Source organism: Aliiruegeria lutimaris (assembly GCF_900099935.1).
In the GTDB taxonomy this organism is placed as follows: Bacteria; Pseudomonadota; Alphaproteobacteria; order Rhodobacterales; family Rhodobacteraceae; genus Tropicimonas; species Tropicimonas lutimaris.
In genome coordinates this window covers 1-22,829 of the sequence record NZ_FNEK01000015.1, presented here as the reverse complement: position 1 = coordinate 22,829, position 22,829 = coordinate 1, and the positions used below count along the sequence as shown (strand labels likewise).

Genomic DNA, 22,829 nt, shown 5'->3' with positions numbered 1-22,829 from the left:
CCAGATAGCCCGAACGCCAATTGAAATGACAGGGTTTGTTTGCTTTTTTATGAGTATCTCTGAAAAGAGAGCAGAACAGTCAGCCCAAAATTAGGACAAATTCCATGGGATATCCCGGCACCTGGATGACGGAAAGCGAAAGCATAGTCTATCGCGTGGTGCCGAAATGCGCCTGCTCGACCATCGGCCAGATCATGTTCTATTCCGATCATGGCCGTTTTTTCGACGGGGACATACACGATTCCGCCGAAGGGCTGCACAAATGGGCGCAGGAGGAAAGCCAGCCGCTGATCGAGGCGAACGTCTCGGCGCATCGCTCGCGCACCTTCACCTGCGTTCGCAACCCTTATACGCGCATCTTGTCCTCGTTTTTCGACAAGATCGCTGGCATCCAGCGCAATGGCCGGCGCTATCGCGGCAACCTCGTGCCCAAGCTCGCGCAACAATACGGTGTGACGGTCGGCTCGCCCGAAGATAATTTCGATTTCGACCAGGTGAAGAGCTTCCGCCGTTTCCTGCTATTTGCCCGCGACACGATCCGTTTTCGTCGCCCGATGGACCCCGACATTCACTGGTCGGCCATGTCGGGCCATATCTCCACCTTCATCGTCAACGGCGGCCGCTATGACCGCATCGTGTGGACGGAGAAATTCAACGATGGCATGGCGCAGGTCCTTGACGGGCTCCCCCTTCCGCATCCGGTCGACCTGAGCACAATCCCGCGTTTCAACGAGAGCGAAGGGCACGGTCCGAAACGTGCGCACCCCGTCGAGGACTATTTCGACGACCTGTCAATGCATCTCGTCTACGAGATCTACCACCGCGACTTCGAGCTGTTCCGCTACGATTTCGAAAACCCGGCCAACAAGATGCCGACCGGAGAAATCGACCTCGACGAGGTGCACGCCAAGCTCGGCCGCTGATCCGGCCCTACGGGGGCCTGCCCTCCGGCTTTGGCGCTCACGCGCAGCCCGCCGTTTGGGGGGGCGCACATCGCCACTCGCCTCGCCCAGGACTTCTTCTGACTCCAAATATCCCCGCCGGAGGCAGGCCGCGCAGCGACCTTCATTGGTGCAGAACACGTCGTCAGAGATTTTTCTATTTCATCGACTTCAACAAAACGTGCAGCTCATAGCCGTCCTCGGTCTCGGTCCAGGTGGCGCCCGCCTTGCCCAAAGCCTTCTCCAAGGCCCGGACCGTCGAATACCCGGCGCCAGCGCCGCCTTCCAGCCGCTTGAGTGTCTGAACATGGACACCGGCCGCCGCAGCCAGCTCCTTTTGCTTCAAGCCAGCCGCGCGCCGCGCGCGGGATATCACTTCGCCGATTTTCATGCGCGCCGCATCGCACTTGGGAATGAAGAAATCAACCCTGCTTACCAGAATTGCTACCTGCGGTATATTTTGTCATTCTGAAACCATAGTAAGTTCTAATGTTTCAAGGAAAATTCGCAATGATTGTATTCGCTACCGGTTTTGCCCTGCTCCTGGCCGCTTCGCAGGGGGAGGTTTACGTGGCGCGCGGCGACACGCTCGTCATATCCGGAACCCCCATCCGCTTGCACGGAATAGAGCGCCCTCAGAACTCGCGCAAAGAGGCTGAAACCGCACGTCAACAGATGCAGCGAATTATTGAGGGCAGCTTCGTGACCTGCGGTATTTCGGACAAGCGGATCGGACATCAGCGGATCGGAACCTGCACGGCGAATGGCGAGGACATTGCCGCGGCCATGGTGGCCAGCGGACATGCGCTCGATTGCGAGCGTTTTTCGGAAGGACGTTACCGCGCGTTGGAGCCCAAAGGCGCCCGCAGCCGGCTGGTTCCCAGCCAGCAATGCGAGAAATAAGCGGTCAGAGAAGCCCCGCCGCGTGGAACAGATCGTGCGTATCCGTCTGCGGACGCGGTCCCATGTGGGAAATCACCTCGGCCGCACAGATCACGCCCATTCGGCCACAGGTCTCAAGATCCCGCCCGGTGCTCAGCCCGTAGAGGAATCCGGCGGCGAACTGGTCGCCCGCGCCGGTCGCATCCACAGGGATCACCCTGTGCACCGGGACCTCTACCCGCTCCTCGCCCCGGACCAGGACGACATCGTCGCCGGAACGGGTACAGACGACCAGATCGCAATCCACTGCCGCCCGGGCGAGGGCTTTCTCCAAGTCCTCGGTCTCGTAGAGCGAACACCACTCATGGCTGTTACCGATGACGTAATCCATTTCTTCCGACACCAGCGAACGGAAATCGTCGCGGTGACGGTCGACGCAGAACGGGTCGGAAAGTGCGATCCCCGCCTTGCCACCACTGGCCTTGCAAAGGCGCGCCGCCTTCAGGAAGGCTTCCTTCCCCTTGTCCTTGTCGAAAAGGTAGCCTTCGAGGAACAGGATCTCGCTGCTGCTGGCAACCTGTTCCGGAACATCCTCGGGACCAAGCTCGGCCGAGACGCCCAGATAGGTGTTCATCGAGCGCTCCCCGTCCGGCGAGACGAAGATCATCGAGCGCGAGGTCGGCAACTCACCGTTCGGCACTGGCGGATTGACGAAATCCGTCCCGTCCTTGGTCAGTGCGTCGGCATAATACTGCCCCAGGTGGTCATCATGCACCCGGCCCATGAAGGCGGTCTTCAACCCGAGATGGCCGAGACCGGCCAGCGTGTTGGCCACCGAGCCGCCCGGTGCCTGTTGGCGTTCATCCATCGCGGCAAAAAGGATCTCGGCGCGTTCCTTCTCGATGAGCTGCATGATCCCCTTCTCGATCCCCATGATATCGAGAAAGTTGTCATCGGAATGGGACAGCACGTCCACAATGGCGTTGCCGATGCCGACAACTTGGTATTTTGCACTCACTCGACGCCGTCCTTCTGGCAGAATTCCTCGATCACGCAGACACCGCAATTGGGTTTGCGCGCCTTGCATACATAGCGGCCGTGCAGGATCAACCAGTGATGTGCGTGATGCTGAAAATCGGCGGGGATGTTGTCCTCGATGGCGCGCTCTACCGCGACCACATCCTTGCCGGGCGCTATACCGGTCCGATTGGCGACCCGAAAAATATGCGTGTCCACCGCCTGCGTCGGCATACCCCACCACATATTGAGCACCACATTAGCCGTCTTGCGCCCCACACCCGGCAGGCTCTCCAGCGCGGCGCGCGAATTGGGCACCTCGCCACCGAACTCCTCCACGAGGATGCGCGACAGCTTCATCACGTTCTTCGCCTTGTTGCGATAGAGGCCGATCGTCTTGATGTGCTCGATCAAGGTTTCCTCGCCGAGATCGACCATCTCCTGCGGGGTCGAGACCTTCGCGAACAGCGCGCGCGTCGCGCGGTTCACGCCCTTGTCCGTTGCCTGTGCAGAAAGCGCCACGGCCACCAGCAGCGTGTAGGCGTTGGTATGTTCCAACTCTCCCTTGGGCTCCGGCTCGCTCTCGCGGAAGCGTTCGAAGATCTGCCGCAGAACATTGTAATGAAGTTGTTTGCTCATGACCCGGTCTTGCCCGCGCGTGCCGCCGGGCGCAAGACCTGCAAGGCGTGCCTTCAGCGGCCGATGACGCCTTCACGTGGGGGAACGCCCGCCTCGGGACAGTCCCGATAATAAAACCATCAACCGATTGGTTGAATTTGCCCTGGCGGGTATGTCATGCGCTAACGGCCGAAACCGAATCCACGGCTTCAATTTTTATTGATATTTATCAACACACTAAACGCCAATGCACATGCAGCATAGCTGATTGACTCTGAGCACAACCCCGGCATAGTGTCCGACGCAAAGGTTGGAGGGTGCCCCCCATTGGCGGAAACTAGCGAGCGAGAGCGGCTCAGGCAGCTCGAAGAGAAAATCGCGCGCGCCAAAGGCGGGAAGACTGACGCCCCTTCGACGGGAGACATCTCACAGGCGAATATTGCCTGGCAGATGGTGACAGAGCTTGTGGCCGGCATCGTGATCGGCCTTGGCATCGGCTTGGGATTCGACGCCTTGTTGGGCACAAAACCCTTCATGCTGGTGCTGTTCATATTGCTGGGCTTCGTGGCTGGTGTGCGCGTGATGATGCGAACCGCCGCGAATGTTCAGGAGAAACAGTTGGCCAAGGCCGCTGAACAGGAAACGAAGACGGCGGACGCTGTCGAGGAAGAGAGGGACTGAGACGTGGCAGAATCGAAGGCTTCCACTGCGCAAAAATCCGGTAATGGCGGCAAGCTGTTTCTTGGTGGTGCAATCGGTCTGGCCGTGCTCTCGGCGCTCTTCCTGAATACCGGAACCACCGCCATCCACCCGATGGACCAGTTCACGGTCAAGCCGCTTTTCGGCGGTGACCATGTCGGGATGCTGACGATCACCAACGTCACCTTCTGGCTGGCAATGTCGGTGCTCGCGATCACGCTTCTGCTCGTTGTCGGCACCCGCGGCCGCGCGATCATCCCCAGCCGCGCCCAATCGATTGCCGAACTTGCCTACGGTTTCGTCTACAAGATGGTGGAAGAAGTGGCTGGCAAGGATGCCGTCGCCTTCTTCCCCTACATCATGACGCTGTTCATGTTCGTGGCATCCGCCAACATGCTGGGCCTTCTGCCCTTCTCCTTCACCACGACGTCGCATATCGCGGTCACCGCGGTGTTGGCGCTGGCCGTGTTCCTGACCGTGACTTTCGTCGGCTTCTGGAAAAACGGCACCAAGTTTCTGGGCCTCTTCTGGGTCAGTTCGGCACCGCTGCCGCTGCGCCCCGTGCTGGCGATCATCGAGCTGATTTCCTACTTCGTCCGTCCGGTCAGCCACTCCATTCGTCTTGGCGGCAACATGATGGCCGGCCACGCTGTGATCAAGGTCTTCGCGGGCTTTGCCGGCCTGATGGCCGTCGCCCCCTTCTCGATCCTGGCGATCACCGCCATGTACGGGCTCGAGCTGCTGGTGGCCTTCGTCCAGGCCTACGTCTTCACAATTCTGACCTGCGTCTATCTCAAGGATGCGCTGCACCCGTCCCACTAAGGGCGGCGCAAAGGTCCCGAATACCAAATACATCAACTTCCAATCGCAAGGAGAAATCATCATGGAAGGCGATCTCGCACATATCGGCGCAGGCCTCGCAGCTATCGGTTCCGGCGCTGCCGCCATCGGTGTTGGCCACGTGGCCGGCAACTTCCTCGCCGGCGCCCTGCGCAACCCCACCGCGGCTGCCAGCCAGACCGCCACTCTCTTCATCGGTATCGCATTCGCCGAAGCCCTGGGCATCTTCTCGTTCCTGGTCGCGCTTCTGCTGATGTTCGCCGTCTAAGAGACACTTCTGAGATCCTTGCCGCCAGGGGGGCGGGCCTGAACCGGCCCCCTTGGTGAATCTTCAGATCCAGGAGGACAGCATGGCAGGCGACAGCCACGCAACCACAGTAACGGAACACGCGACGGATGCCGCGCACGGGGCCGCCGACGCAGCTCACGGCGCCGCCGACATGGCCCATGGGGCCGAGTCTGCCGGCATGCCGCAGCTGGACTTCTCGACGTTCCCGAACCAGATTTTCTGGCTAATCATCACGATCCTGGCGATTTACTTTATCCTGACCAAGATCGCGTTGCCCCGCATCGCCGGCGTTCTCGCCGAGCGGAAGGGGACGATCACCAATGATATTGCCGCGGCCGAAGAGCTGAAGCTCAAGGCGGTCGAGGCTGAAAAGGCCTATGAAAAGGCTCTGGCAGAGGCACGCGCCGAAGCCCAGAAGATCGCTGCGGAAACCCGCGCCGCGATCAAGGAAGAACTGGGCGTTGCCACCGCCAAGGCGGATGCGGAGATTTCTGCCAAATCGGCCGAATCCGCAGCCCATATCGCCGAGATCCGCGACAGCGCGATCGAAGCGGTTGATGCCGTGGCCAAGGAAGCCGCTGCCGAGATCGTGGCGAGCCTTGGCCGTCCGGTCGATGCCGGCGCCGTGGCCGCAGCTGTCGAAGCCCAGATCAAGGGAGACGCCTGATGCGCAAGCTCATCCTGAGTGCGGCCCTCGCGGGCGCTGCCGCGCCGGCCTTTGCCGCGTCCGGTGCGTTCTTCAGCCTCGGCAACACCAACTTCGTCGTCCTGATCGCCTTCATCGTCTTCGTTGGCGTATTGCTTCACTTCAACGTGCCGAGCATGCTTGGCAAGATGCTGGACAATCGGGCCGACACGATCCGCAGCGAGCTGGACGAGGCCCGTGCCTTGCGCGAAGAAGCCCAGACCGTTCTGGCTCAGTTCGAGCGCAAGCAGCGTGAGGTTTCCGAGCAGGCCGCTCTTATCGTGCAGCATGCCAAGGCGGATGCCGAGGAAGCCGCCAAGCAGGCCAAGCTGGAGCTGGAGAAGTCCATCGCCCGCCGCCTGCAAGCCGCCGAGGACCAGATAGCCTCTGCCGAAGCGAGTGCCGTCAAGGAAGTGCGGGACAGCGCCATCAACGTGGCGATCGCCGCTGCCGGCGAAGTCGTTGCCAAGGGCATGACCGAAAGCGACGCCGCCGCTCTGATCGACGAGAGCATCAAGGTCGTGGATGCCAAGCTCCACTGAGCCTGGGACTTCGGAGAAATGGACAAGGGCCGGCCTCGCGCCGGCCCTTTTTCGTTGTGCTGGTCATTTGCAGCGCCCGGAGGTGTGCCTCGCGCGTCGCGTCCCTTGGGGGTTTCACCCCCAAACCCCCAGGATATTTGACGTCAGAAGAAGACTGGCGCGATCACCGGGGCATTGGGGGAAGTCGGACCGGGGCGTTCGATTCGTCAGGCGGCCCAATCCGCAATCACGTGGAACGAAGCGCGGTCCGGCGGTCCCTCGAGATGCTCGCTGAAGGCTCCCCAGAGTTGGTTGACCTTGTTCGCGGTGTCCGAGTCCATTGCCTCTTCGGTCGAAAGCGCAATGACGTATCCATTACCATCGTCATTCATCACGTTGATGAACCGGGTCATTCCGGGCAGCGCCAGGATATCGGCCTTCAGGCTGTTCATGATCTCGGTTGCGGCCGCGCGCGAACCCGGTTTCATCTTGTAATTGGTTACTCTGGCAAACATTTTTGTCCTCCCTGGAATGATCCGTCACTGGACGGAAGGTCGACTGACCCAAGGGAAAGGTAGCATAATTAAACAAAATCTCCGAATGCGCGCCCAGCCAGGGTCGCGCGACAGGCGCTCAACTGCCCCTGGTATGCTGCAATCGCTGGCGTGCGACAGCCTCGTTCCGCTCCGAGCGCCGCAGGTCGAGCATTGCCGCTTCGACATAGTCCAGATGCGCCTCGACCGCGGATCGCGCGCCTTCTGGATTGCGGTCCGCGATGGCATCGCGGATCGCCCTGTGCTGGTCCAGCAGCGCGCTGCGCGTCACCCGCTGACGAAAGAGCGCCTGCCGGTTGTAGAAGACCCCTTCGCGGAGCAGGCGGTACATCGCGCGCATCATGTGCAACATGACGATGTTGTGGCCGGCCTCGACGATCGCGAGATGGAAATCGGCATCCAGCCGCGCCTCTTCCGCGCCGGATCGATTGCTGTGGGCCCGCTCCATCTGCGCGAAGATCTCCTTGATCACCGCAATGTCGGTATCGGAGCCGACACGTGCGGCCCGCTCCGCCGCAAGGCCTTCCATGTCCCGCCGAAAGGAGAGGTAGTCAAAAACCGCCTCGTCATGCCGGGAGAAAAGATCGATCAGGGGGTCCGAAAAGGCAGCGCCGATGATCTCGGCGACGAAGATCCCCGCACCGGCCTTGCGGTGGATCAGGCCACGCTCTTCCAACTCGGCCAGCGCCTCGCGCAGGGAGGGACGGGACACGGCGAGCCGTTCGGCCAGGTCGCGCTCGGCCGGCAGGCGCTCCCCGGGCTGCAGGATGCCGCGCAGGATGAGCTTTTCGATCTGCTCAATAACCGCTCCGCTGAGCTTTTCCGACTGAATCGCTGTGAAGGGCATCTCTGAAACACCTGAATTGGTCAGAATACTTGACCACCAATACAGATCGGAGGCAAGAGGGGGCCGAATTGACCGGCCCGCAAGCCCCAACCCCGCCGGATGGGATCAGCTGTTGGCCGGGCGAATGAGGATGTCGACCCGACGGTTTCGGGCGCGCCCTTCTTCAGTCAGGTTGGAAGCGACCGGGTTGTCCTCGCCCTGACCGCTCGCCGACAGCCGGCTTGCGGCGACGCCGTTCGACGCCAGAACGGCCGAAACCGACTGTGCCCGCCGGACCGAAAGATCCTGATTGTAGGCGGCATCGCCCGTGTTGTCCGTATGTCCGACGATCTGGGCGGTGGTGTCCGGGTATTGGTTGAGATTGCCGGCCAGAGCGGCCAGGTCACCCTGCAAGGCGCCCCCCACCTCGGTGCTGTCGATGGCAAAGAGGATGTCCTGCGGCATGGTCACCCGCAGCATGTCACCCTCCTGGGTGACGGTGATATTGGGGTTGGAGATCGATTGCCGCAACGCGGCTGCTTGGGCGTCCATCCGGCTGCCGATCAGCGCGCCGGCCCCGGCCCCGACGGCCGCTCCGATCACGGCCTGCTTGGCCTGTCCGCCGCTCGCGGCGAGCCCCGCGATGGCACCGAAGGCACCGCCAGCGATGGCGGTGTCGCGGGTATAATTGGCGTTCGGGTCGAGCCGCGAAGGATCGGTACAGGCAGACAGGGTCAGGGCGGCGCCACCAAGGACGATCAGGGAAAGACGGGGGATCATGCTCTCAGCCTCTTCGACGTTTTTTTCTGGCCCCGTGATACGGCAGTTACGCCGCTTTGGCAGCCCCCGATTGCTTAGCCGGGCGAGGTTTCGCCGCCTGCGATGCGGCCATCGAGCGCAGCATCGGCCCGGGCAGATTCCCAGGCCAGAAGAGCGCGTTTCACGGGCAGCCCCCAGTGATACCCCCCCAGGCCGCCCGATTTGCGGATCGCCCTGTGGCAAGGGATCAGCCAGCTGACCGGGTTGCGGCCCACGGCGGTTCCCACGGCCCGCACGGCGCGCGGGTGGCCGATGGCACCGGCGATCTCGGAATAGGTGGTCACGTGGCCGGTCGGGATCTGCAGCAGCGCCTCCCAGACCTTGATCTGGAACGGCGCGCCGATCAGGTGCAGACGGGCTTCGCCACCCTCGCCGACGGCGGCTTGCATCCATTGCGCCAATCGGGCGGGGTCTTCGCGGAACTCTGCCTCCGGCCAGCGGCTGACCATGTCCTGCATCGCCGCATTGCGACCGGTTTCGGAAGTGAAAGCCAGCCCGCAGAGTCCCTTCTCCGTCCCCATCGCAAGGCTCTCGCCAAAGGGCGTGTCGAACCATCCCCAGTAGATGCGAAGACCGTGCCCCGAGCGCGCATATTCCCCCGGCGTCATCGCTTCCCACCGCAGGAACATGTCATGCAGGCGGCTGGAGCCCGACAGGCCCACCGCGTCGGACACTTCAAGCGTGGTGAAGCTGTTTCGCAGCAACACCTTGGCCTGTTCCAGCGTCAGGTATTGCTGGTAGCGCTTGGGCGAGACGCCAACCCATTGGCTGAACAGCCGCTGAAAATGCGCCGGGCTCATTTGCATCCGGTCGGCCAGCCCCTCCAATGACAGAAGCTCGCCCGCCTCCTGCGCGGCGTCGATCTCGTCCAGCGCACGGCGCATGACGTGGAAATGATATTCGGAAGTGGGCGCGTTCATCTCGGACCTGTTCTGTTTGCTGCCCCGACCCTAGGCCGCGACGGCACCTGGCGCGACCCGATTCCTGCGGCTTCGCCTCGATCCAACGGTTGTGTGGTGCGAATTTGTTCAACCATAAGATGACTTTGGCGATGCGCCACGCTGTGTTACGCTGCGTTAATCAGTTCAGTCCATTTTCCTGGAGATTGCCATGAAGACGATTTTGAGTGCCGGAGTTCTCTCGATTGCCTGGGCCACCCTCGCCGTTGCCGAAACACCCGAGGAACGTGGGGAATACCTCGTGCGCGGCATCGCTGGCTGCGGCAATTGCCATACGCCGCTTGGTCCGGACGGCCCGGTCCCGGGGCAGGAACTGGCCGGGCGGCTGGTTGAGAAGAACGAGGCCTTCACCGCGATCGCGCCGAATATCACTCCGGCGGGTCACATTGCCGACTGGTCGGACGAGGAGCTTGCCCGCGCCATTCGCGAGGGCATCCGCCCCGATGGCAGCCTGATCGGCCCGCCCATGCCCTTCGCGATGTATCGCGGCCTTTCCGATACCGATCTTGCCGCGATCGTCGCCTTCCTGCGCACTGTTCCGGCCGTCGAAAACGATCCCGGCAGTTCAGTCTACAACATCCCCCTGCCGCCGGCCTATGGCCCGCCGGTCGAGACGGTCGCCGATATTCCGCGCGGCGTCAGCGTCGAGTATGGCGCCTATCTTGCCGGGCCCGTCGCCCATTGCCTGGAATGTCACACGCCCATGGGGCCGACCGGACCGATGCTGGAGACCGATCTCGGACGCGGCGGGTTCGAGTTCAAGGGGCCCTGGGGCATCTCGGTTTCCAGCAATATCACCTCCCACGACGACGGGCTGGCAGCGCATACGGATGCAGAACTAGCCCAGATGATCACCAAGGGGATGCGCCCGGACGGTTCGCCGATGCTGCCGCCGATGCCTTATGGTTATCTCGCCGGCATGAGCGACGACGATCTGGCCGCGATCATCCTTTTCCTGCGAAGCCTGCCGCCCTTGCCAAACAAGGGCTGATAGGAGCCCTAGCGGGCTTGCAGCCAGTCATTGATCGCCCGCTCCGCATGGTCGGCGCCACGGCCTGAACTGTAGACATGCGTGATCGGCTTCGCTTCGGCGGGGCCGCCCCGTTCGGGCACCAGCACCAACGCCGGACGGTACGTCTTCGAATTGTTCTGGCCGCCCGAACTGGACTGGACGACAGCGCGTTCCAGCCGATCCAGCGCATGGGTTTCCTCGCGGTAGCCCAGCAAAGTGCGCCGGCGGATGCGCAGCAGGTTCGTATCGCGGTTCAGCACCACCTGCAGACGCTCGACAAAGACGGCAATGCAGATCAGCCCAACCCCGCCACCGATAAAGATGAACAGAAGCCCGAAAAGCTCTCCACCGATGAGAATGGACGAGCCGATCGCGACGAAAACAAGCGTGAAGAGAACAAGCGCCACGGCCCAGAACCAGGGAACATGGTCCAGAATCAGCTGCTGCGGGGTGTTGCGGCTGGTTTTCATGCGTCGATATTGCGCCTGTCGCGCAGCGCTGTCATCGCGGCAGCCGCAAGTGCGGCATTGTCACCCAAGACGCAGATGCGGGCTCAACTCGCCAGCTCGGGCATGCGAGTCCGTTCGACCCCCAGCCAGTCGTTGATGGCATCGGCGGCCAGACGGGCCATGTCGTCGCCGGTGAAGATCTCGGTGATCGGACAGGCGACCGGACCGGCCAAACCGCGCAACATCAGAACCGGTCTCCAGGTCGTCCCGCCGCTCTTGCTGTAGGAGGTCTCGACCACCGCTCCGAGCAGATCGCCAAGGTACAAGCGGTCTTCCTCGTGGTTGGTCAGGGTGCGCCGGCGCACATGAACGGTTTCGCTGTCCCGATTCAGGACAACCTGAAGCCGTTCGACATAAATCACCAGGCAGGTAACACCGAGTCCGCCCCCGAACAGCGAAATGAAAAAACCCATCAGGTTGCCTGAGAAGACCAGGCGCAGGCCAGCGGCCACGAAGGCAAGCATGATGAAACTGGCAACAATGGCCAGAAACCATGGTGTGCTTTCCATAACCAGTTGTCGGGAGGTATTTCTCATTATCTTCATACGGGTAACCAATTTTCGAATACTTTTTAAAATTCGTTAACGTTTAACGCCCGGCGACGAAAAAGTCGCCCATCGATTATAATCAAGCCGCAGAAAATCAGTCCCATCCCGAAAAGATGTTCAGGTTTGACCGGATCGCCGAGCAACAACCACCCCAGCAGCACGGCTGAAACCGGCGCGATGAAGGTGACGGTGGAGCCGTTCGTCGCTCCAACTCGGCTGACAAGCGCATACATTGCGATGAAGGACAGCCCGGTGAGCACCACGCCGATACCCAGCAGAGATCCCCAGCCCTCGGGCGTGACGATCGCCGGGATACCTTCGACGGCCAGCATTACCGGGGCAATGGCGAGCGCTCCGCTCGTCAGCGCCATGGCAGCAATTACCGCCGGGTCGATGCCGCGGAATCGGCGCAGTAGATTCATGGCCACCGCGTAGCAGATCGGCGCGAGCAGCATGAAAAGGATCGCCCATGCCTGCGAGCCGGCGCCCGAGGCGAGCGCCGGCAGCGTCAGCACGACGATGCCGGCAAAACCGAAGAGAATCCCGAAGCTGCGCAGCACGGTTGCGCGTTCGCCGCCGGGCCAGAAATGCGAGACGATCACGACCATGATTGGCATCATCGCATTGACGATGCCGGCCACGCCACTGGTTACGAATTGCTGGGCGAAGGGATAGATCGCGAAGGGGATGGCATAATTGCTCAGCCCCAGAATCAGGACCTGGCCGGCCAGAACGGGCTTCCAGGGGACCGTCTTGCCGGTTGCGAACACCCAGGTCCAGCAGGTCAACGCGCCAAGCGCGATGCGCAGAAAGGAGACCGAGAGCGGCCCAATCTCGCGCAGCAGAACCGCGTTGAAAATGAACGACGCGCCCCAGCCGAAGCCGAGCAGCATAACCCAGAGCCAGTCTTTTGGTGCCATGCGAACCTCCGGCCCTTCCACTGCCATGTAGCACCGCCAAAGGCGACCCGTTTCCTGCGCTTGCGCGCTCTTTTCCTCGCTCCCTACACAGCGTAGGCTCGTCCTCATGCAGCCCACGCTCGACACCGTCTTTGCCGCCCTCTCGGACCCGACGCGCCGCCAGATCCTGACGATGCTGCTCGAAGACGACATGGCCGTGACCGATGTCGCTGAACCGTTTGAGATGTCGCTGGCCGCAATCTCCAAGCACCTGGTGATTCTTACCCGAGCGGGCCTGATCAGCCAGGAGAAGCGCGGACGGGTGAAATGGTGCAAGCTGGAGCCGGATGCGCTGCGCGATGCCTCGGTCTGGATGCAGGGCTTCGGGCAGTTCGAGGCGATCAATCTCGATGCGTTCGAGCGCTTTCTGGAGCAGGAATTGCACGAAGATAGCCCGTAACGCGGCGCGTCACTCGGTTTTCAGCAACAACAAGAGCGCGAGCATGGTCATGGCGATGCCGATCATCACCATCGCCGGGGGCACAGGTTCGCCGAACGCGCTCTCCCAGCAGATGACCCAGCTCGGAACGAGATAGGTATAGGCCATCACCTTGGAGGCCGGCAGGCGCAGCGCGGCGAATTGCACCAGAACGAAGGTCACCGAGGAAGCCGGGATAGCGATATAGAACAGGGTGATCCACACCAGCGGCGACAGCGCTGTCCAGTCGGTCGCAAGAATATCTCCCGCGCCATAGATTATTATCACAATCGCGGCGGCCACCAGCGTGCCGAAAGTGAACACGACCGGACGCTCGCCCCGGTTAAGACGCGGCACCATGGGCGCATAGGCAGCATGGGCGACGCAGCCCCAGAAGAAGATCGACTCGCCCCGGCCGATCTCGAACGCGCGTATCGCGGCGAAATCGGCCCGGAATATCACCCAAAGCGCTCCGAAGGCACCGATTGCCAGCGCCAACGCCATACGCGGTGTCAGAACCTGCCGTTGCAGGAACCAACCGAACCCGGCCGCCAGCAGCGGCGTCAGGGTGAACACGGCCGATGCCGAGACGGCCGGCGCCGTCTTCAGCCCCTCGAACATGGTCACGAAATAGATGGCAAAAAGTCCGCCCAGGATCAGGTAGCGCCAAGGCGCGACAAAGGCGGCGCGTTGCATTTGACGGCGGGCCAGCACCACCGCGCCGATCACGGCGGCCGCGAGGACGAACCGGGCGGCATTGAGTGCTGTGGGCTCGATCTCGTTGGCGACCATACCGCCGAGGCTGAACGAACCCGCGACGAGGGCGGAGAAGGCGAACATTGCGATATGCCCGCGCCGGGCTTGCCCCGGCACGCGCACCCGACTCACGCAGCCATCTCGTTTCGGATCCTCTCCTTGAGGAACTTCACCATCGTCTGCACCTTCGCGGTCCGGTGCAGATCGACATGTGTTACCAGCCACAGGCGGCTGTTCCACTCTGGCTTGGGCGGCATCATCTGCACGAGGTCGGGATTCGTCTCCGCATCCTTCACAAGGACGAAGCCGATCCCGGCGCCGGCCAGGATGCCGTCATGCACAGACCGCTGTTCCGAGGCACGAAAGGTAATCAGGTCGCCGGGCACATTTTCGAACATCCAGCGATAGAAGGGCACGCGGCTGTTCATCTCGTCGGTCGTAACGAAGCGGTGCCCGTCCCATTCGCCCTCCACCAACGGGCCGTGGCTCTCCACGTAAGCGCGGGTCGCATAGAGCGCCATGTCCTCATCCGCCAGATGCTGGACGATATTGTCCGGCTGGTCCGGCTTCGTTCCGGCTCGGATCGCCACATGCGCCTCGCCGTATTCGAGCTTGAACAGCCTTTGATCGGTCAGGAAACGTATCCGGATTTCCGGGTGCGCTTCGGAAAATTCCACAAGAAGCGGCGACAGGCGCGGCGACAGAACGGGAATGGAGGTCACGATCAACTCGCCCGACACATCCGAGCCGCGCCCGCGAATCCGGCCCACAAGCTGGGTGAACTGATCCTCGGTGGCCGCCGCCACCTGCAGCAGGTCCATCCCGGCCTCGGTCGGGGTGTAGCCGCGCGCATGGCGCTGAAACAGCTTGGTGCCGAGCCGCGCTTCCAGCGCATCGACATGGCGGATCACCGTCGCATGGTGAACGCCGAGCGCCTCGGCTGCCCCGGACACCGTTCCCATCTTGGCCACGTGAAAGGATGTCCTGATTTCATCCCATGCCTCAACTGTCATTCCACTCACACCCGCATATCGTCATTGTGTTGTGCATATATGAACAGTTCCGCTCAATTTTCAAAAGGTGTTTTTTGCCCGATGCCTTCCCACATGAGACTCAGTTCTCCCCTGGGCGCCGTCCCACATCCCCAATCGGGGCGGCGCCGATTTTGCTTAGGAAAGGCACGACGATGAGAAGAACCGCCGTTCTTGCCGCCCTCGTCGCCATCACGGCGATGCCGGCCCTCGCAAGCCAGACGCAGCTTGCCCAAACCGCTGGGGTCGAGCCCGGCCTCTACAGCACCAGCCAGTTGGTGCGGCTTGTCTCACTGCGCGAAGAGGGCGGCAATGCACAGGCTATCGAACGTATCCTCGCCAATCCCAAGGGCGCACCGCTCGTCGCCCACCTCTCGACGCACGGCCCCAGCATGGAGTGACTTGGGAATCGGCCGGGCCAACCCTGTCAGCAGAGAAGGCGCGCGGGAAACCGCGCGTCTTTTCCATTTCGGGGTCAGAAAGAAATATCGGGAAAATGCACTTCGCCGCGACGGATCTTTCGGGGCGCTGCGTATGAAATGACAAGGCATACAAGAACCCAAGAGGATCATCCCGATGAAACCGACCCTGATCTCCGTTACGGCATTCTCAGCCATCGCTGCCTCGGCCATGCTGGTCGCGCCCCTGTCGGCACAACAGGCAGATCCCGATTTCGTCCCCGGCGTGAATTTCCTGTCGAACTGGGACGCGAATGAAGACGGGACCGTTACCCTCGAAGAGCTCATAGAGCGGCGCAACGACGTCTTCTCCGCCTTTGACGAGGACGAGGACGGGCAGCTCTCGGCCGAGGAGTACAAACTTCTGGACGAGGCCCGCGCCGGCTCCATGCAGCGCCCCGGTGGCCGGGGTAACGGCACCGGACGCGCCGAGCAGGCCCTGACCTTCGAGGCGACGGACCGAGACAACAGCGCCTCCGTCTCTGTCGAGGAATTCGAGGCCGCCTCGCGCGCCTGGTTGCAGGTGATGGACCGCGACGGCGACGGCGTCGTCTCGGACCGCGATTTCGCCAATGGCGGCCGTGGACAGGGCCAAGGCAATGGCCAGGGCATGGGGCGCGGCAACGGTCAAGGCCGTGGCAACGGTCAGGGTCAGGGCAACGGTCAAGGCATGGGCCGTGGCCAGGGTCAGGGCCAGGGGCCCGGACAAGGGCGTGGACAAGGCCAAGGCTGGGCCGCCCAGGGCAACCAACCTCAGATGCAGGTGCAGGGCGGCGGCTATGGCCACCAGCCGGGCATGCAGCGTCAGGGTAAGGGACCGGGCCAGATGGGCGGACAGGACCAGTTCCGGGGTTCCGGCAAGGGCCAACGCCAGCCGGCCATCGCCTTTGAAGGCTTCACGACAGAGGATGGCCTCTGGATTGTCGATGGACGCACGGGCGACATCCTGCTGTGCAAATCCGTGGTCGACAGCACCGCTCCGGCCGGTTTCGTTCCGGTTTGCCTCGAAGCGAAAATCGGAAATTGACGTCCAGAATGTACCGGCCTCGGTGAAAACGGGGCCGGTTCACCGGGCCCGTATGCAACACGCCCCGCCTTCCCACAGGCGGGGCGTTTCCACGACCGGATCCGGCCCTGTAACGTCGCAGCGCACACGCTGTCTCCAGGTCGCCCGAAGGGAGTTTCACCCCGTGAACCGGCCCTCTCCCGGCAGGCGGGGCTCTATTCGGCTGCCTGGACGCCCTGATGAATACACCCACCCTTTTTCAACCGCTTCGGCTCGTTCGACTCCAGATAGGCCTCCTGCTCGGGGGTCAGATCGGTATCCTCGTAGCCGTCGATCATTGGTCTGACATGCGCGCGGAAGCCATGACCCAGTGTCAGAAGGTAGACATGGGTGATGACAAAGGCCCCGATCGCGTAGGCCGCGAGCACATGGAAATCGGCGATCACCGCCAGGACCATCAGCTTGCCCAGAAGCCCGACCAGCCGGTCGTCCTCGGTACCCGGCATGAACACGCCGGCGATATTGGCCAGACGTCCGTTGCGCGCGTGGCATTCCTCGCATTCCATGGCCTGCTTTGCCGGAGCGACCATGTGGGTGATCGGCCAGTACATCTCGGTATCGACGAAACCGAACTCTCCGGAATAGCTGTCGGCCTTGCCCGCCGCCTCCATCCAGGCCCGCATCGCCTTGGCTCAGTCGTAGTTCTTCCAAAAGGCGGTGTCGGTCTGCGGCCCGTAGACATGGGTTTAAACCAGCGTGTTGTTGACGCTGTCACAGGCCTGCCGCCCCTTCATGATCTTGAACGGCCAGATCCGGCTGTCATCTGACGCGGGATCGCCCCGGATCGCGTTCACGGGCGCGATGCCCTCGGGGTCGAGCACTTTCTCGTCATTGACGTATTCCACGACGCCTTTGAACCAGGCGTAGGCGGGCTCTGTATTCTCCGCCCACTCGAAATCGCCTTTCTGGGACATGTAGGTGTGCTGGTGCTTGCCGTTGCCTTGCGTGTAGTTCTCCTCCGAATAGGGCTTGCCCTCCGCGTTAATCTTGCCCGCCGTCGACCAGTCCCAGTAGCTCTTGGTGGCAACGCCGCTCCTGGCATATTCGGGGATATGGCAGGTCTGGCAGGCCACCTTGTGGGTGTGATCGTTGAGCTTGAGCCCGACGATGCGGTCTCGTGCGGGGTCGCTGTGTGGCAGCCCTCGCAGCTCGCGGTGAAACGGTCGCTGCCCGGCTTGCCGGTGCCGCCCAGATCCTTGGCCGCGGTATTGTAGCGCGAACCGGCACAGTTGTGTTCCTGCTAGCTGTGACAGGTCGAACAGGTGAAGTTCATCCCGTCCGCGGCCATGTGCACATCGACCGCCTTGTCGGGCGTGTAGAGCGCCGAGGACAGGTCCCCGTGCTTCACGTTATCGCCGCCGGTAATTGTCTGGGCGCCCCCCGGCACTGGATCGAGCGGCGGATGGCCGGCCATCATGGCGACCTTGGCGTAGGTGCCCGTCGTGTCATGGCAAACGAGGCAGGCGGCCGTCACTTCCGGCCCGGAGGTAAACTCCTTTTGCAATGGCTTCAGTTGGGCATGATCCGTCGTGCTGACATCTCGCAGCTTGTCCTGCGGCGGCTTGCGCCCCGCCTCGTCGCTCGACGTCTCTGTGCAGGCCGAGATCCTCAACCTGCAGAACGACCTGCGCGCCGAGCACAAGCTGACCTTCGTCATGGTCTCGCACGACCTATCGGTGGTCGGGCATGTGTGCGAGGGGGTCGAGGTGATGGATATCGAGACCATGCGCGCCATGCCCCCGGGCAGGACTATTCCAAGCACCTTCCAGAAGCCTCGCTGAACTGCTCCGCCTGATCTCCTTCCGCGCTCCGCCCGGGCAAAAAGCGGCGGCCGCCCATTGACCTCCGCCACGCGCGGACGTTGAGTACGCCTCCGGGGCCCTGTGCCCCGGGACGCGCTCTGAGGGGGGATGGCAATGCCGGAATTCGATCTCGTCATCTTCGACTGCGACGGGGTTCTGATCGACAGCGAACTGATCTCGGCCCGCATGCTCGTGGCCGAACTGGCCAAATGGGGCGTGAATGTCGATTTGCCCTACGTGGCCCGGCACTTCCTTGGCCGCAGCTACCCGGTGGTGATTTCGCAGATCCGCAAGGAGTTCGGGCTCGAATTGCCCCCGGAGTTCGAAGCTGACTACCGCGCCCGCCTTCTCGCGGCCTTCGACGCGGAACTGGAAGAGATGCCGGGCGCGCGCGCGGTGATCGAGGTTCTTTCTGTCCCCTTCTGCGTCGCCACCAGCTCCAGCCCGCCGCGCGTGGAACGGGCGCTTGAAATCGTCGGCATGTCCGCGCTTTTCGAGGACCGGGTCTGGACCGCCTCGGAGGTGGAACGTGGCAAGCCCGCACCCGACCTGTTCCTGCATGTCGCCGCAAAAATGCAGACGGCCCCGGAACGCTGCCTTGTCATCGAGGACAGCCTCAACGGCGTCCGCTCCGGGCTCGCCGCCAACATGACCGTCTGGCAATTCACCGGCGGCAGCCATATGCAGGGCGTGTCTTTCGATGGCCCCGACATTCCCCGGCCGCACCGCCGATTTGCATCCTTCGCGAATTTCTATCACCCTGCTCCTACCCTCCAGAAGACCGGCACCTGACTCATGAACCTTCCCAAGCAGCACGACCCGGACGCAACACCGCTGGACGAGGCGGCACGCGCGGCGTGGCTCTACTACGTGGGAGGCAAGACACAGGACCAGATTGCCCGGGAGCTGGGTATGTCCCGGCAAAGGGCCCAAAGGCTGGTCTCGCGCGCCGTCTCCGAAGGGCTGATCCATTTCCGACTGGAACACAGCCTGTCCTCCTGCATGGCTCTGGAAGCAACACTAAAGCGCAAATATGCGCTGAAACTGGTCCGTGTGGCGCCGGGCCTCGGAGCGGGAGCCGACCCCACGAAAAGCATCGCCCCGATCGCGGCGGTGGAAATCGAGCGGGTTCTGGCCTCTGCCGAACCTCTTGTGATGGCGGTCGGGACGGGCCGAACCCTTCGTGCTGCCGTCGAGCAGATCCAGACCATGCAATGCGAACGCCACAAGCTGGTCTCGCTGATCGGCAACATCTCTCCCGACGGATCGGCATCCTTCTATGACGTGATCATGCGGCTTGCCGACCGGGTCCATGCCGCGCATTACCCGATGCCCCTGCCGGTTTTCGCGGATTCGCCAAAAGAACGAGACATGTTCCACGCGCTCGATCCGATGCGGCGGACGATGGAACTTGCCCGCTCCGCCAACGTGACATTCGTGGGCGTCGGGCAGATGGACGACACCGCCCCGATACGGCTGGACGGGTTCATCACCCAGGAAGAACTGGAAGCCATGCGTAACGCTGGAGCGGCCGGAGAAATCGTCGGCTGGATCTATGACGAGTCGGGGCGATACCTGAATTTCGGCTCCAACCTTCGGAATGCCGGGGTCCGGGTTCTGCCGCCCGAGGAGAATATGGTCGTGGCCGTGGCGGCCGGAAACAACAAGGTTCCGGCTCTGCGCGCGGCACTTTCCGGAAACCTAATCAACGGCTTGGTCACGGATGAACCGACGGCCCAGGCGCTCCTCAACCCATAATACTAAAGATAATTGAGAAATAGACGACTCGGGAGTTGACAGAATCACGCCCATGAGTGAGCATATACCCACTACATGAGCATATGCTCAAATTGCTTAGGAGGAGAAGCATGAACATCAAGGTTTCCACCTTGCTCGGCGCTTGCGCCGCGGCCGCCCTGTGCACCGCAGCCACCGCCGAAGAGATTACCATTGCGACCGTGAACAACGCTGACATGATCGTCATGCAGAAGCTCGCTCCGAAGTGGGAAGAAGCCACGGGCAACACGATCAACTGGGTCGTTCTGGAGGAGAACGTCCTGCGCCAGCGCACGACGACGGATATCGCCACCGGTGGCGGCTCGTTCGATATCATGTTCATTGGCGCCTATGAGACGCCGATCTGGGGCGCCAAGGGCTGGCTTACGCCGCTGGACGATTTCGCAGATGACGCCGATTACGACCTGGAAGACATCTTCCAGCTGGTGCGCAACGGCCTGTCGGCCGACGGTCACCTCTATGCCGTTCCGCTCTACTCCGAGACGTCCTTCACCTTCTATCGCACCGACGTGTTCGAGAAGGCCGGTGTCGAGGCCCCGACCGAGCAGATCACCTATGACGCGTTTGCCGAGCTTGTCGCCAAGGTCCACGACCCCGACAATGGCGTCTACGGCACCTGCCAGCGCGGCAAGGCCGGCTGGGGTGAGAACATGGCGTTCATCGGCCCGCTCGCCAACGCCTTCGGCGCCAAATGGTTCGACATGGACTGGCAGCCGCAGCTCGACAGCGAAGAGTGGAACAACGCGATCACCTACTATGTCGACCTGATGAACAATTACGGTCCTCCGGGTGCGTCCGCCAATGGCCACAACGAGAACCGCGCCCTGTTCAAGGACGGCAAATGCGCAACCTGGGTCGACGCCACTTCGGCCGCCAATGACGTTCGCAACCCGAAAACCTCCACCGTTGCCGACGTGACGGACTTCTTCCAGGCACCGAAGCAGGTGACGTCGAACGGTACCGGCTGGTTCTGGTCCTGGGCTCTTGCCATCCCGGCAAGCTCTCAGAAAGCCGACGTTGCGAAGGACTTCCTGAAATGGGGCACTTCGAAAGAGTACTACGAAATGGTCGGCGAAACCGAAGGTTGGGTCGCCGTGCCGAGCGGAACCCGCGCATCGGTCCACGAAGATCCGCGTCTTCTGGAAGCTGCGCCCTTTGCCGAGACCATCAAGAATGCGATCTTCTCGGTTGACCCGGCGAACCCGACCAGGGATCCGGTTCCCTATACCGGCGTCCAGTTCGTGGCGATCCCCGAGTTCCAGGGCATCGGCAACTATGTGGGTCAGCAGATCTCCGCGGCCCTGACCGGTCAGGCGACGGTTGAAGAGGCGCTGGCAAACAGCCAGAAGTTCGCCGTCCGCGAAATGACCAAAGCGGGTTACATCAAGTAACCTCCTCCCGAAGCGGGCCGAAACCAAGCGTTTCGGCCCGTTTTTACCTCCGCCTGGCAGAAAGCATTCCGGCGAGGACCTGACAGCGGTCTTTCCCCGAGTGCTTACGTAAATTCGCAGGGAGGGCGAACCGTATGGCGACCAAGGCTTCCAGATCCTCTGCTCGATTGATGATCTCCCCGGCAGTGATCCTGCTGCTGGGCTGGATGATCATTCCCTTGAGCATGACGATCTACTTCTCGTTCCTGCGCTACAACCTGTTGCAACCGGGAAGTACCCCTTTTGCAGGGTGGGAAAACTATTACTGGTTCTTCACCGATCCCAGCTTCAGCGCGGCGATGGTGAACACGCTGGTGCTGGTGACAGGTGTGCTGACGATCACGACCATCGGTGGCATCTGCTTCGCGCTCCTGCTGGATCGACCGATGTTCGGACAGGGCATTATCCGCATCATGGTCATCGCGCCTTTCTTCGTCATGCCGACGGTGTCCGGCCTTGTCTGGAAGAACATGTTCATGAACCCGGTGAACGGCATCTTCGGCCGGATCGCGGGTGCGCTCGGGATGCAGCCGGTCGATTTTTTCGGACAGATCCCGATGGCCTCGATCATCCTCATCGTTTCCTGGATGTGGCTGCCATTCGCCACGCTGATCCTTCTGACGGCGCTCCAGTCGCTCGACCAGGAGCAGTTGGAAGCGGCGGAAATGGATGGGGCGAGCTGGCCGAACCGCTTCTGGTTCATCATGCTGCCGCATATGGCGCGCGCCATCACGGTCGTGATCCTGATCCAGACGATCTTCCTGCTCTCGATCTTCGCCGAAATCCTCGTCACCACGAATGGTGGCCCCGGCGTCGCAACAACCAACCTCACCTATCTGATCTATGTCTCGTCGCTGTTGCAATATGATGTGGGCATCGGCAGCGCAGGTGGTGTCGTCGCAATCATCCTCGCCAATATCGTCGCATTCTTCCTGATGCGGATGATTGGCAAGAACCTCGACGCTTAAGGGGAGGGAACAAAATGGCACGCGCAGTTTCGACAAAATCCAAGATGTTCAACACAGCAACGGCCGGAACACTGGGTTTCCTGATGTTCTTCCCGATCCTGTGGATCCTGATCCTGTCCTTCAAAACCGAGGAGGACGCGATCCGGGCGCCTCTCGAAGTTCTCTTCTCCTCGGACTGGACCACCGAGAGCTATGGCGCGGTTCAGGCGCGCTCCGACTACTTCAAGCACTTCATGAACTCGGTGACCATCTCGGTCGGCTCGACCCTCCTCGGGTTGCTGATCGCGATCCCGGCCGCCTGGGCAATGGCTTTTGTGCCCGCCAAGCGGACCAAGGACGTGCTGATGTGGATGCTCTCGACCAAGATGCTGCCGCCCGTCGGCGTGCTGATCCCGATCTACCTGATCTTCCGCGATTTCGGCCTG

General features: G+C 62.0%; 30 protein-coding genes and 1 pseudogene. 17 read left to right on the top strand and 14 right to left on the bottom strand.

What is annotated here, in order from left to right:
• The first annotated feature begins 104 nt into the window (after positions 1 to 104).
• Positions 105 to 923, top strand: coding sequence for a sulfotransferase family protein (locus BLR85_RS09005; protein WP_093154045.1), 819 nt, complete (start codon positions 105 to 107; stop codon positions 921 to 923).
• 175 nt (positions 924 to 1,098) lie between these two features.
• Here BLR85_RS09005 and BLR85_RS09000 read toward each other — a convergent pair whose 3' ends face one another.
• On the bottom strand, positions 1,099 to 1,332 hold the full coding sequence (locus BLR85_RS09000; protein ID WP_093154042.1) for a helix-turn-helix domain-containing protein: 234 nt from the start codon (positions 1,330 to 1,332) through the stop codon (positions 1,099 to 1,101).
• 119 nt (positions 1,333 to 1,451) lie between these two features.
• On the opposite strand from BLR85_RS09000, the gene BLR85_RS08995 reads away from it, so the two are divergent.
• On the top strand, positions 1,452 to 1,844 hold the full coding sequence (locus BLR85_RS08995) for a thermonuclease family protein (protein ID WP_093154038.1): 393 nt from the start codon (positions 1,452 to 1,454) through the stop codon (positions 1,842 to 1,844).
• Between the two features lie 4 nt (positions 1,845 to 1,848).
• Here the strand turns inward: BLR85_RS08995 and BLR85_RS08990 are convergent, their stop codons facing one another.
• Together BLR85_RS08990 and nth are read right to left on the bottom strand one after the other, a co-directional pair.
• A complete protein-coding gene (locus BLR85_RS08990; protein ID WP_244520661.1) occupies positions 1,849 to 2,841 on the bottom strand; it encodes an adenosine kinase in 993 nt (330 codons plus the stop codon).
• Positions 2,838 to 3,479: an endonuclease III gene (gene nth, locus BLR85_RS08985; protein ID WP_093154029.1), complete on the bottom strand. Its 642-nt coding sequence runs from the start codon at positions 3,477 to 3,479 to the stop codon at positions 2,838 to 2,840. The genes BLR85_RS08990 and nth overlap by 4 nt, the downstream gene beginning before the upstream one ends.
• A gap of 306 nt (positions 3,480 to 3,785) precedes the next feature.
• On the opposite strand from nth, the gene BLR85_RS08980 reads away from it, so the two are divergent.
• The 5 genes from BLR85_RS08980 (at position 3,786) to BLR85_RS08960 (ending at position 6,513) form a co-directional block, all read left to right on the top strand.
• Entirely contained in the window at positions 3,786 to 4,139 is a 354-nt protein-coding gene (locus BLR85_RS08980) for an AtpZ/AtpI family protein (protein WP_093154024.1), read from the top strand.
• A gap of 84 nt (positions 4,140 to 4,223) precedes the next feature.
• Positions 4,224 to 4,979, top strand: coding sequence for a F0F1 ATP synthase subunit A (locus tag BLR85_RS08975; protein WP_483060201.1), 756 nt, complete (start codon positions 4,224 to 4,226; stop codon positions 4,977 to 4,979).
• Positions 4,980 to 5,040: 61 nt separating this feature from the next.
• Positions 5,041 to 5,265 carry a F0F1 ATP synthase subunit C gene (locus BLR85_RS08970; RefSeq protein ID WP_068314254.1) on the top strand — a complete coding sequence of 75 codons (225 nt, stop codon included), beginning with the start codon at positions 5,041 to 5,043 and terminating at the stop codon, positions 5,263 to 5,265.
• An 82-nt stretch (positions 5,266 to 5,347) separates the two neighbouring features.
• Positions 5,348 to 5,953, top strand: a complete 606-nt coding sequence (locus BLR85_RS08965) for a F0F1 ATP synthase subunit B' (RefSeq protein ID WP_093154018.1) — start codon at positions 5,348 to 5,350, stop codon at positions 5,951 to 5,953.
• On the top strand, positions 5,953 to 6,513 hold the full coding sequence (locus tag BLR85_RS08960) for a F0F1 ATP synthase subunit B (protein ID WP_093154013.1): 561 nt from the start codon (positions 5,953 to 5,955) through the stop codon (positions 6,511 to 6,513). Before BLR85_RS08965 ends, BLR85_RS08960 begins: the two co-directional genes overlap by 1 nt.
• A 206-nt stretch (positions 6,514 to 6,719) precedes the next feature.
• On the opposite strand, the gene BLR85_RS08955 is transcribed toward BLR85_RS08960, so the two are convergent.
• From BLR85_RS08955 to BLR85_RS08940, 4 genes are all read right to left on the bottom strand, one after another.
• Positions 6,720 to 7,007, bottom strand: coding sequence for a hypothetical protein (locus BLR85_RS08955; protein WP_093154009.1), 288 nt, complete (start codon positions 7,005 to 7,007; stop codon positions 6,720 to 6,722).
• A gap of 118 nt (positions 7,008 to 7,125) precedes the next feature.
• Positions 7,126 to 7,893: an FCD domain-containing protein gene (locus tag BLR85_RS08950; protein ID WP_093154004.1), complete on the bottom strand. Its 768-nt coding sequence runs from the start codon at positions 7,891 to 7,893 to the stop codon at positions 7,126 to 7,128.
• A gap of 105 nt (positions 7,894 to 7,998) precedes the next feature.
• Positions 7,999 to 8,652: a YiaD family glycine zipper/OmpA-like lipoprotein gene (locus BLR85_RS08945; RefSeq protein ID WP_093153999.1), complete on the bottom strand. Its 654-nt coding sequence runs from the start codon at positions 8,650 to 8,652 to the stop codon at positions 7,999 to 8,001.
• Between the two features lie 74 nt (positions 8,653 to 8,726).
• A complete protein-coding gene (locus BLR85_RS08940) occupies positions 8,727 to 9,611 on the bottom strand; it encodes a bifunctional helix-turn-helix domain-containing protein/methylated-DNA--[protein]-cysteine S-methyltransferase (protein WP_093153995.1) in 885 nt (294 codons plus the stop codon).
• A gap of 190 nt (positions 9,612 to 9,801) precedes the next feature.
• Between BLR85_RS08940 and BLR85_RS08935 the strand changes: the two genes are divergently transcribed.
• Positions 9,802 to 10,641, top strand: coding sequence for a c-type cytochrome (locus tag BLR85_RS08935; protein ID WP_093153990.1), 840 nt, complete (start codon positions 9,802 to 9,804; stop codon positions 10,639 to 10,641).
• 8 nt (positions 10,642 to 10,649) lie between these two features.
• Here BLR85_RS08935 and BLR85_RS08930 read toward each other — a convergent pair whose 3' ends face one another.
• From BLR85_RS08930 to BLR85_RS08920, 3 genes are all read right to left on the bottom strand, one after another.
• Positions 10,650 to 11,132 (bottom strand): hypothetical protein, encoded by a 483-nt coding sequence (locus BLR85_RS08930; RefSeq protein ID WP_093153985.1) that lies wholly within the window; start codon positions 11,130 to 11,132, stop codon positions 10,650 to 10,652.
• Positions 11,133 to 11,215: 83 nt separating this feature from the next.
• Positions 11,216 to 11,716 (bottom strand): hypothetical protein, encoded by a 501-nt coding sequence (locus tag BLR85_RS08925; protein ID WP_139188339.1) that lies wholly within the window; start codon positions 11,714 to 11,716, stop codon positions 11,216 to 11,218.
• Between the two features lie 26 nt (positions 11,717 to 11,742).
• Entirely contained in the window at positions 11,743 to 12,639 is an 897-nt protein-coding gene (locus tag BLR85_RS08920; RefSeq protein WP_093154297.1) for a DMT family transporter, read from the bottom strand.
• 106 nt (positions 12,640 to 12,745) lie between these two features.
• On the opposite strand from BLR85_RS08920, the gene BLR85_RS08915 reads away from it, so the two are divergent.
• Positions 12,746 to 13,078 (top strand): ArsR/SmtB family transcription factor, encoded by a 333-nt coding sequence (locus BLR85_RS08915; protein ID WP_093153977.1) that lies wholly within the window; start codon positions 12,746 to 12,748, stop codon positions 13,076 to 13,078.
• 9 nt (positions 13,079 to 13,087) lie between these two features.
• On the opposite strand, the gene BLR85_RS08910 is transcribed toward BLR85_RS08915, so the two are convergent.
• Together BLR85_RS08910 and BLR85_RS08905 are read right to left on the bottom strand one after the other, a co-directional pair.
• Positions 13,088 to 13,984, bottom strand: a complete 897-nt coding sequence (locus BLR85_RS08910) for a DMT family transporter (RefSeq protein ID WP_280138471.1) — start codon at positions 13,982 to 13,984, stop codon at positions 13,088 to 13,090.
• Positions 13,981 to 14,865 carry a LysR family transcriptional regulator gene (locus tag BLR85_RS08905; RefSeq protein WP_093153967.1) on the bottom strand — a complete coding sequence of 295 codons (885 nt, stop codon included), beginning with the start codon at positions 14,863 to 14,865 and terminating at the stop codon, positions 13,981 to 13,983. Before BLR85_RS08905 ends, BLR85_RS08910 begins: the two co-directional genes overlap by 4 nt.
• Before the next feature lie 173 nt (positions 14,866 to 15,038).
• Here BLR85_RS08905 and BLR85_RS08900 point away from each other — a divergent pair, with 173 nt between their 5' ends.
• Both BLR85_RS08900 and BLR85_RS08895 read left to right on the top strand, forming a co-directional pair.
• On the top strand, positions 15,039 to 15,284 hold the full coding sequence (locus tag BLR85_RS08900) for a hypothetical protein (protein ID WP_093153963.1): 246 nt from the start codon (positions 15,039 to 15,041) through the stop codon (positions 15,282 to 15,284).
• Between the two features lie 175 nt (positions 15,285 to 15,459).
• Complete coding sequence (locus tag BLR85_RS08895; protein WP_093153958.1) at positions 15,460 to 16,368, top strand: EF-hand domain-containing protein; 909 nt, start codon at positions 15,460 to 15,462, stop codon at positions 16,366 to 16,368.
• A gap of 194 nt (positions 16,369 to 16,562) precedes the next feature.
• On the opposite strand, the pseudogene BLR85_RS29810 reads toward BLR85_RS08895, so the two are convergent.
• Positions 16,563 to 17,480, bottom strand: a pseudogene (locus BLR85_RS29810) (hypothetical protein).
• 167 nt (positions 17,481 to 17,647) lie between these two features.
• Positions 17,648 to 17,911 carry a hypothetical protein gene (locus BLR85_RS08880; RefSeq protein WP_093153943.1) on the bottom strand — a complete coding sequence of 88 codons (264 nt, stop codon included), beginning with the start codon at positions 17,909 to 17,911 and terminating at the stop codon, positions 17,648 to 17,650.
• A gap of 25 nt (positions 17,912 to 17,936) precedes the next feature.
• On the opposite strand from BLR85_RS08880, the gene BLR85_RS08875 reads away from it, so the two are divergent.
• The 6 genes from BLR85_RS08875 to BLR85_RS08850 form a co-directional block, all read left to right on the top strand.
• Positions 17,937 to 18,188 carry a hypothetical protein gene (locus BLR85_RS08875; protein WP_425284470.1) on the top strand — a complete coding sequence of 84 codons (252 nt, stop codon included), beginning with the start codon at positions 17,937 to 17,939 and terminating at the stop codon, positions 18,186 to 18,188.
• 135 nt (positions 18,189 to 18,323) lie between these two features.
• Positions 18,324 to 19,001, top strand: coding sequence for an HAD family hydrolase (locus BLR85_RS08870; protein ID WP_093154294.1), 678 nt, complete (start codon positions 18,324 to 18,326; stop codon positions 18,999 to 19,001).
• Between the two features lie 3 nt (positions 19,002 to 19,004).
• On the top strand, positions 19,005 to 19,967 hold the full coding sequence (locus BLR85_RS08865) for a sugar-binding transcriptional regulator (RefSeq protein ID WP_093153938.1): 963 nt from the start codon (positions 19,005 to 19,007) through the stop codon (positions 19,965 to 19,967).
• A 110-nt stretch (positions 19,968 to 20,077) separates the two neighbouring features.
• Positions 20,078 to 21,397 carry an ABC transporter substrate-binding protein gene (locus BLR85_RS08860; RefSeq protein WP_093153933.1) on the top strand — a complete coding sequence of 440 codons (1,320 nt, stop codon included), beginning with the start codon at positions 20,078 to 20,080 and terminating at the stop codon, positions 21,395 to 21,397.
• 134 nt (positions 21,398 to 21,531) lie between these two features.
• Complete coding sequence (locus BLR85_RS08855; RefSeq protein WP_068307306.1) at positions 21,532 to 22,404, top strand: carbohydrate ABC transporter permease; 873 nt, start codon at positions 21,532 to 21,534, stop codon at positions 22,402 to 22,404.
• Positions 22,405 to 22,418: 14 nt separating this feature from the next.
• The coding region (locus BLR85_RS08850) for an ABC transporter permease family protein (protein ID WP_139188338.1) at positions 22,419 to 22,829 on the top strand (411 nt) is incomplete at its 3' end.

Excerpts from the sequence above, each read along its gene's own strand:
- BLR85_RS09005 (WP_093154045.1), top strand. The coding sequence starts at position 105 with ATGGGATATCCCGGCACCTGGATGACGGAAAGCGAAAGCATAGTCTAT.
- BLR85_RS09000 (WP_093154042.1), bottom strand. The coding sequence starts at position 1,332 with ATGAAAATCGGCGAAGTGATATCCCGCGCGCGGCGCGCGGCTGGCTTG.
- BLR85_RS08995 (WP_093154038.1), top strand. The coding sequence starts at position 1,452 with ATGATTGTATTCGCTACCGGTTTTGCCCTGCTCCTGGCCGCTTCGCAG.
- nth (WP_093154029.1), bottom strand. The coding sequence starts at position 3,479 with ATGAGCAAACAACTTCATTACAATGTTCTGCGGCAGATCTTCGAACGC.
- BLR85_RS08970 (WP_068314254.1), top strand. The coding sequence starts at position 5,041 with ATGGAAGGCGATCTCGCACATATCGGCGCAGGCCTCGCAGCTATCGGT.
- BLR85_RS08965 (WP_093154018.1), top strand. The coding sequence starts at position 5,348 with ATGGCAGGCGACAGCCACGCAACCACAGTAACGGAACACGCGACGGAT.
- BLR85_RS08960 (WP_093154013.1), top strand. The coding sequence starts at position 5,953 with ATGCGCAAGCTCATCCTGAGTGCGGCCCTCGCGGGCGCTGCCGCGCCG.
- BLR85_RS08955 (WP_093154009.1), bottom strand. The coding sequence starts at position 7,007 with ATGTTTGCCAGAGTAACCAATTACAAGATGAAACCGGGTTCGCGCGCG.
- BLR85_RS08950 (WP_093154004.1), bottom strand. The coding sequence starts at position 7,893 with ATGCCCTTCACAGCGATTCAGTCGGAAAAGCTCAGCGGAGCGGTTATT.
- BLR85_RS08945 (WP_093153999.1), bottom strand. The coding sequence starts at position 8,652 with ATGATCCCCCGTCTTTCCCTGATCGTCCTTGGTGGCGCCGCCCTGACC.
- BLR85_RS08940 (WP_093153995.1), bottom strand. The coding sequence starts at position 9,611 with ATGAACGCGCCCACTTCCGAATATCATTTCCACGTCATGCGCCGTGCG.
- BLR85_RS08935 (WP_093153990.1), top strand. The coding sequence starts at position 9,802 with ATGAAGACGATTTTGAGTGCCGGAGTTCTCTCGATTGCCTGGGCCACC.
- BLR85_RS08930 (WP_093153985.1), bottom strand. The coding sequence starts at position 11,132 with ATGAAAACCAGCCGCAACACCCCGCAGCAGCTGATTCTGGACCATGTT.
- BLR85_RS08925 (WP_139188339.1), bottom strand. The coding sequence starts at position 11,716 with ATGAAGATAATGAGAAATACCTCCCGACAACTGGTTATGGAAAGCACA.
- BLR85_RS08920 (WP_093154297.1), bottom strand. The coding sequence starts at position 12,639 with ATGGCACCAAAAGACTGGCTCTGGGTTATGCTGCTCGGCTTCGGCTGG.
- BLR85_RS08915 (WP_093153977.1), top strand. The coding sequence starts at position 12,746 with ATGCAGCCCACGCTCGACACCGTCTTTGCCGCCCTCTCGGACCCGACG.
- BLR85_RS08905 (WP_093153967.1), bottom strand. The coding sequence starts at position 14,865 with ATGACAGTTGAGGCATGGGATGAAATCAGGACATCCTTTCACGTGGCC.
- BLR85_RS08900 (WP_093153963.1), top strand. The coding sequence starts at position 15,039 with ATGAGAAGAACCGCCGTTCTTGCCGCCCTCGTCGCCATCACGGCGATG.
- BLR85_RS08895 (WP_093153958.1), top strand. The coding sequence starts at position 15,460 with ATGAAACCGACCCTGATCTCCGTTACGGCATTCTCAGCCATCGCTGCC.
- BLR85_RS08870 (WP_093154294.1), top strand. The coding sequence starts at position 18,324 with ATGCCGGAATTCGATCTCGTCATCTTCGACTGCGACGGGGTTCTGATC.
- BLR85_RS08865 (WP_093153938.1), top strand. The coding sequence starts at position 19,005 with ATGAACCTTCCCAAGCAGCACGACCCGGACGCAACACCGCTGGACGAG.
- BLR85_RS08860 (WP_093153933.1), top strand. The coding sequence starts at position 20,078 with ATGAACATCAAGGTTTCCACCTTGCTCGGCGCTTGCGCCGCGGCCGCC.
- BLR85_RS08855 (WP_068307306.1), top strand. The coding sequence starts at position 21,532 with ATGGCGACCAAGGCTTCCAGATCCTCTGCTCGATTGATGATCTCCCCG.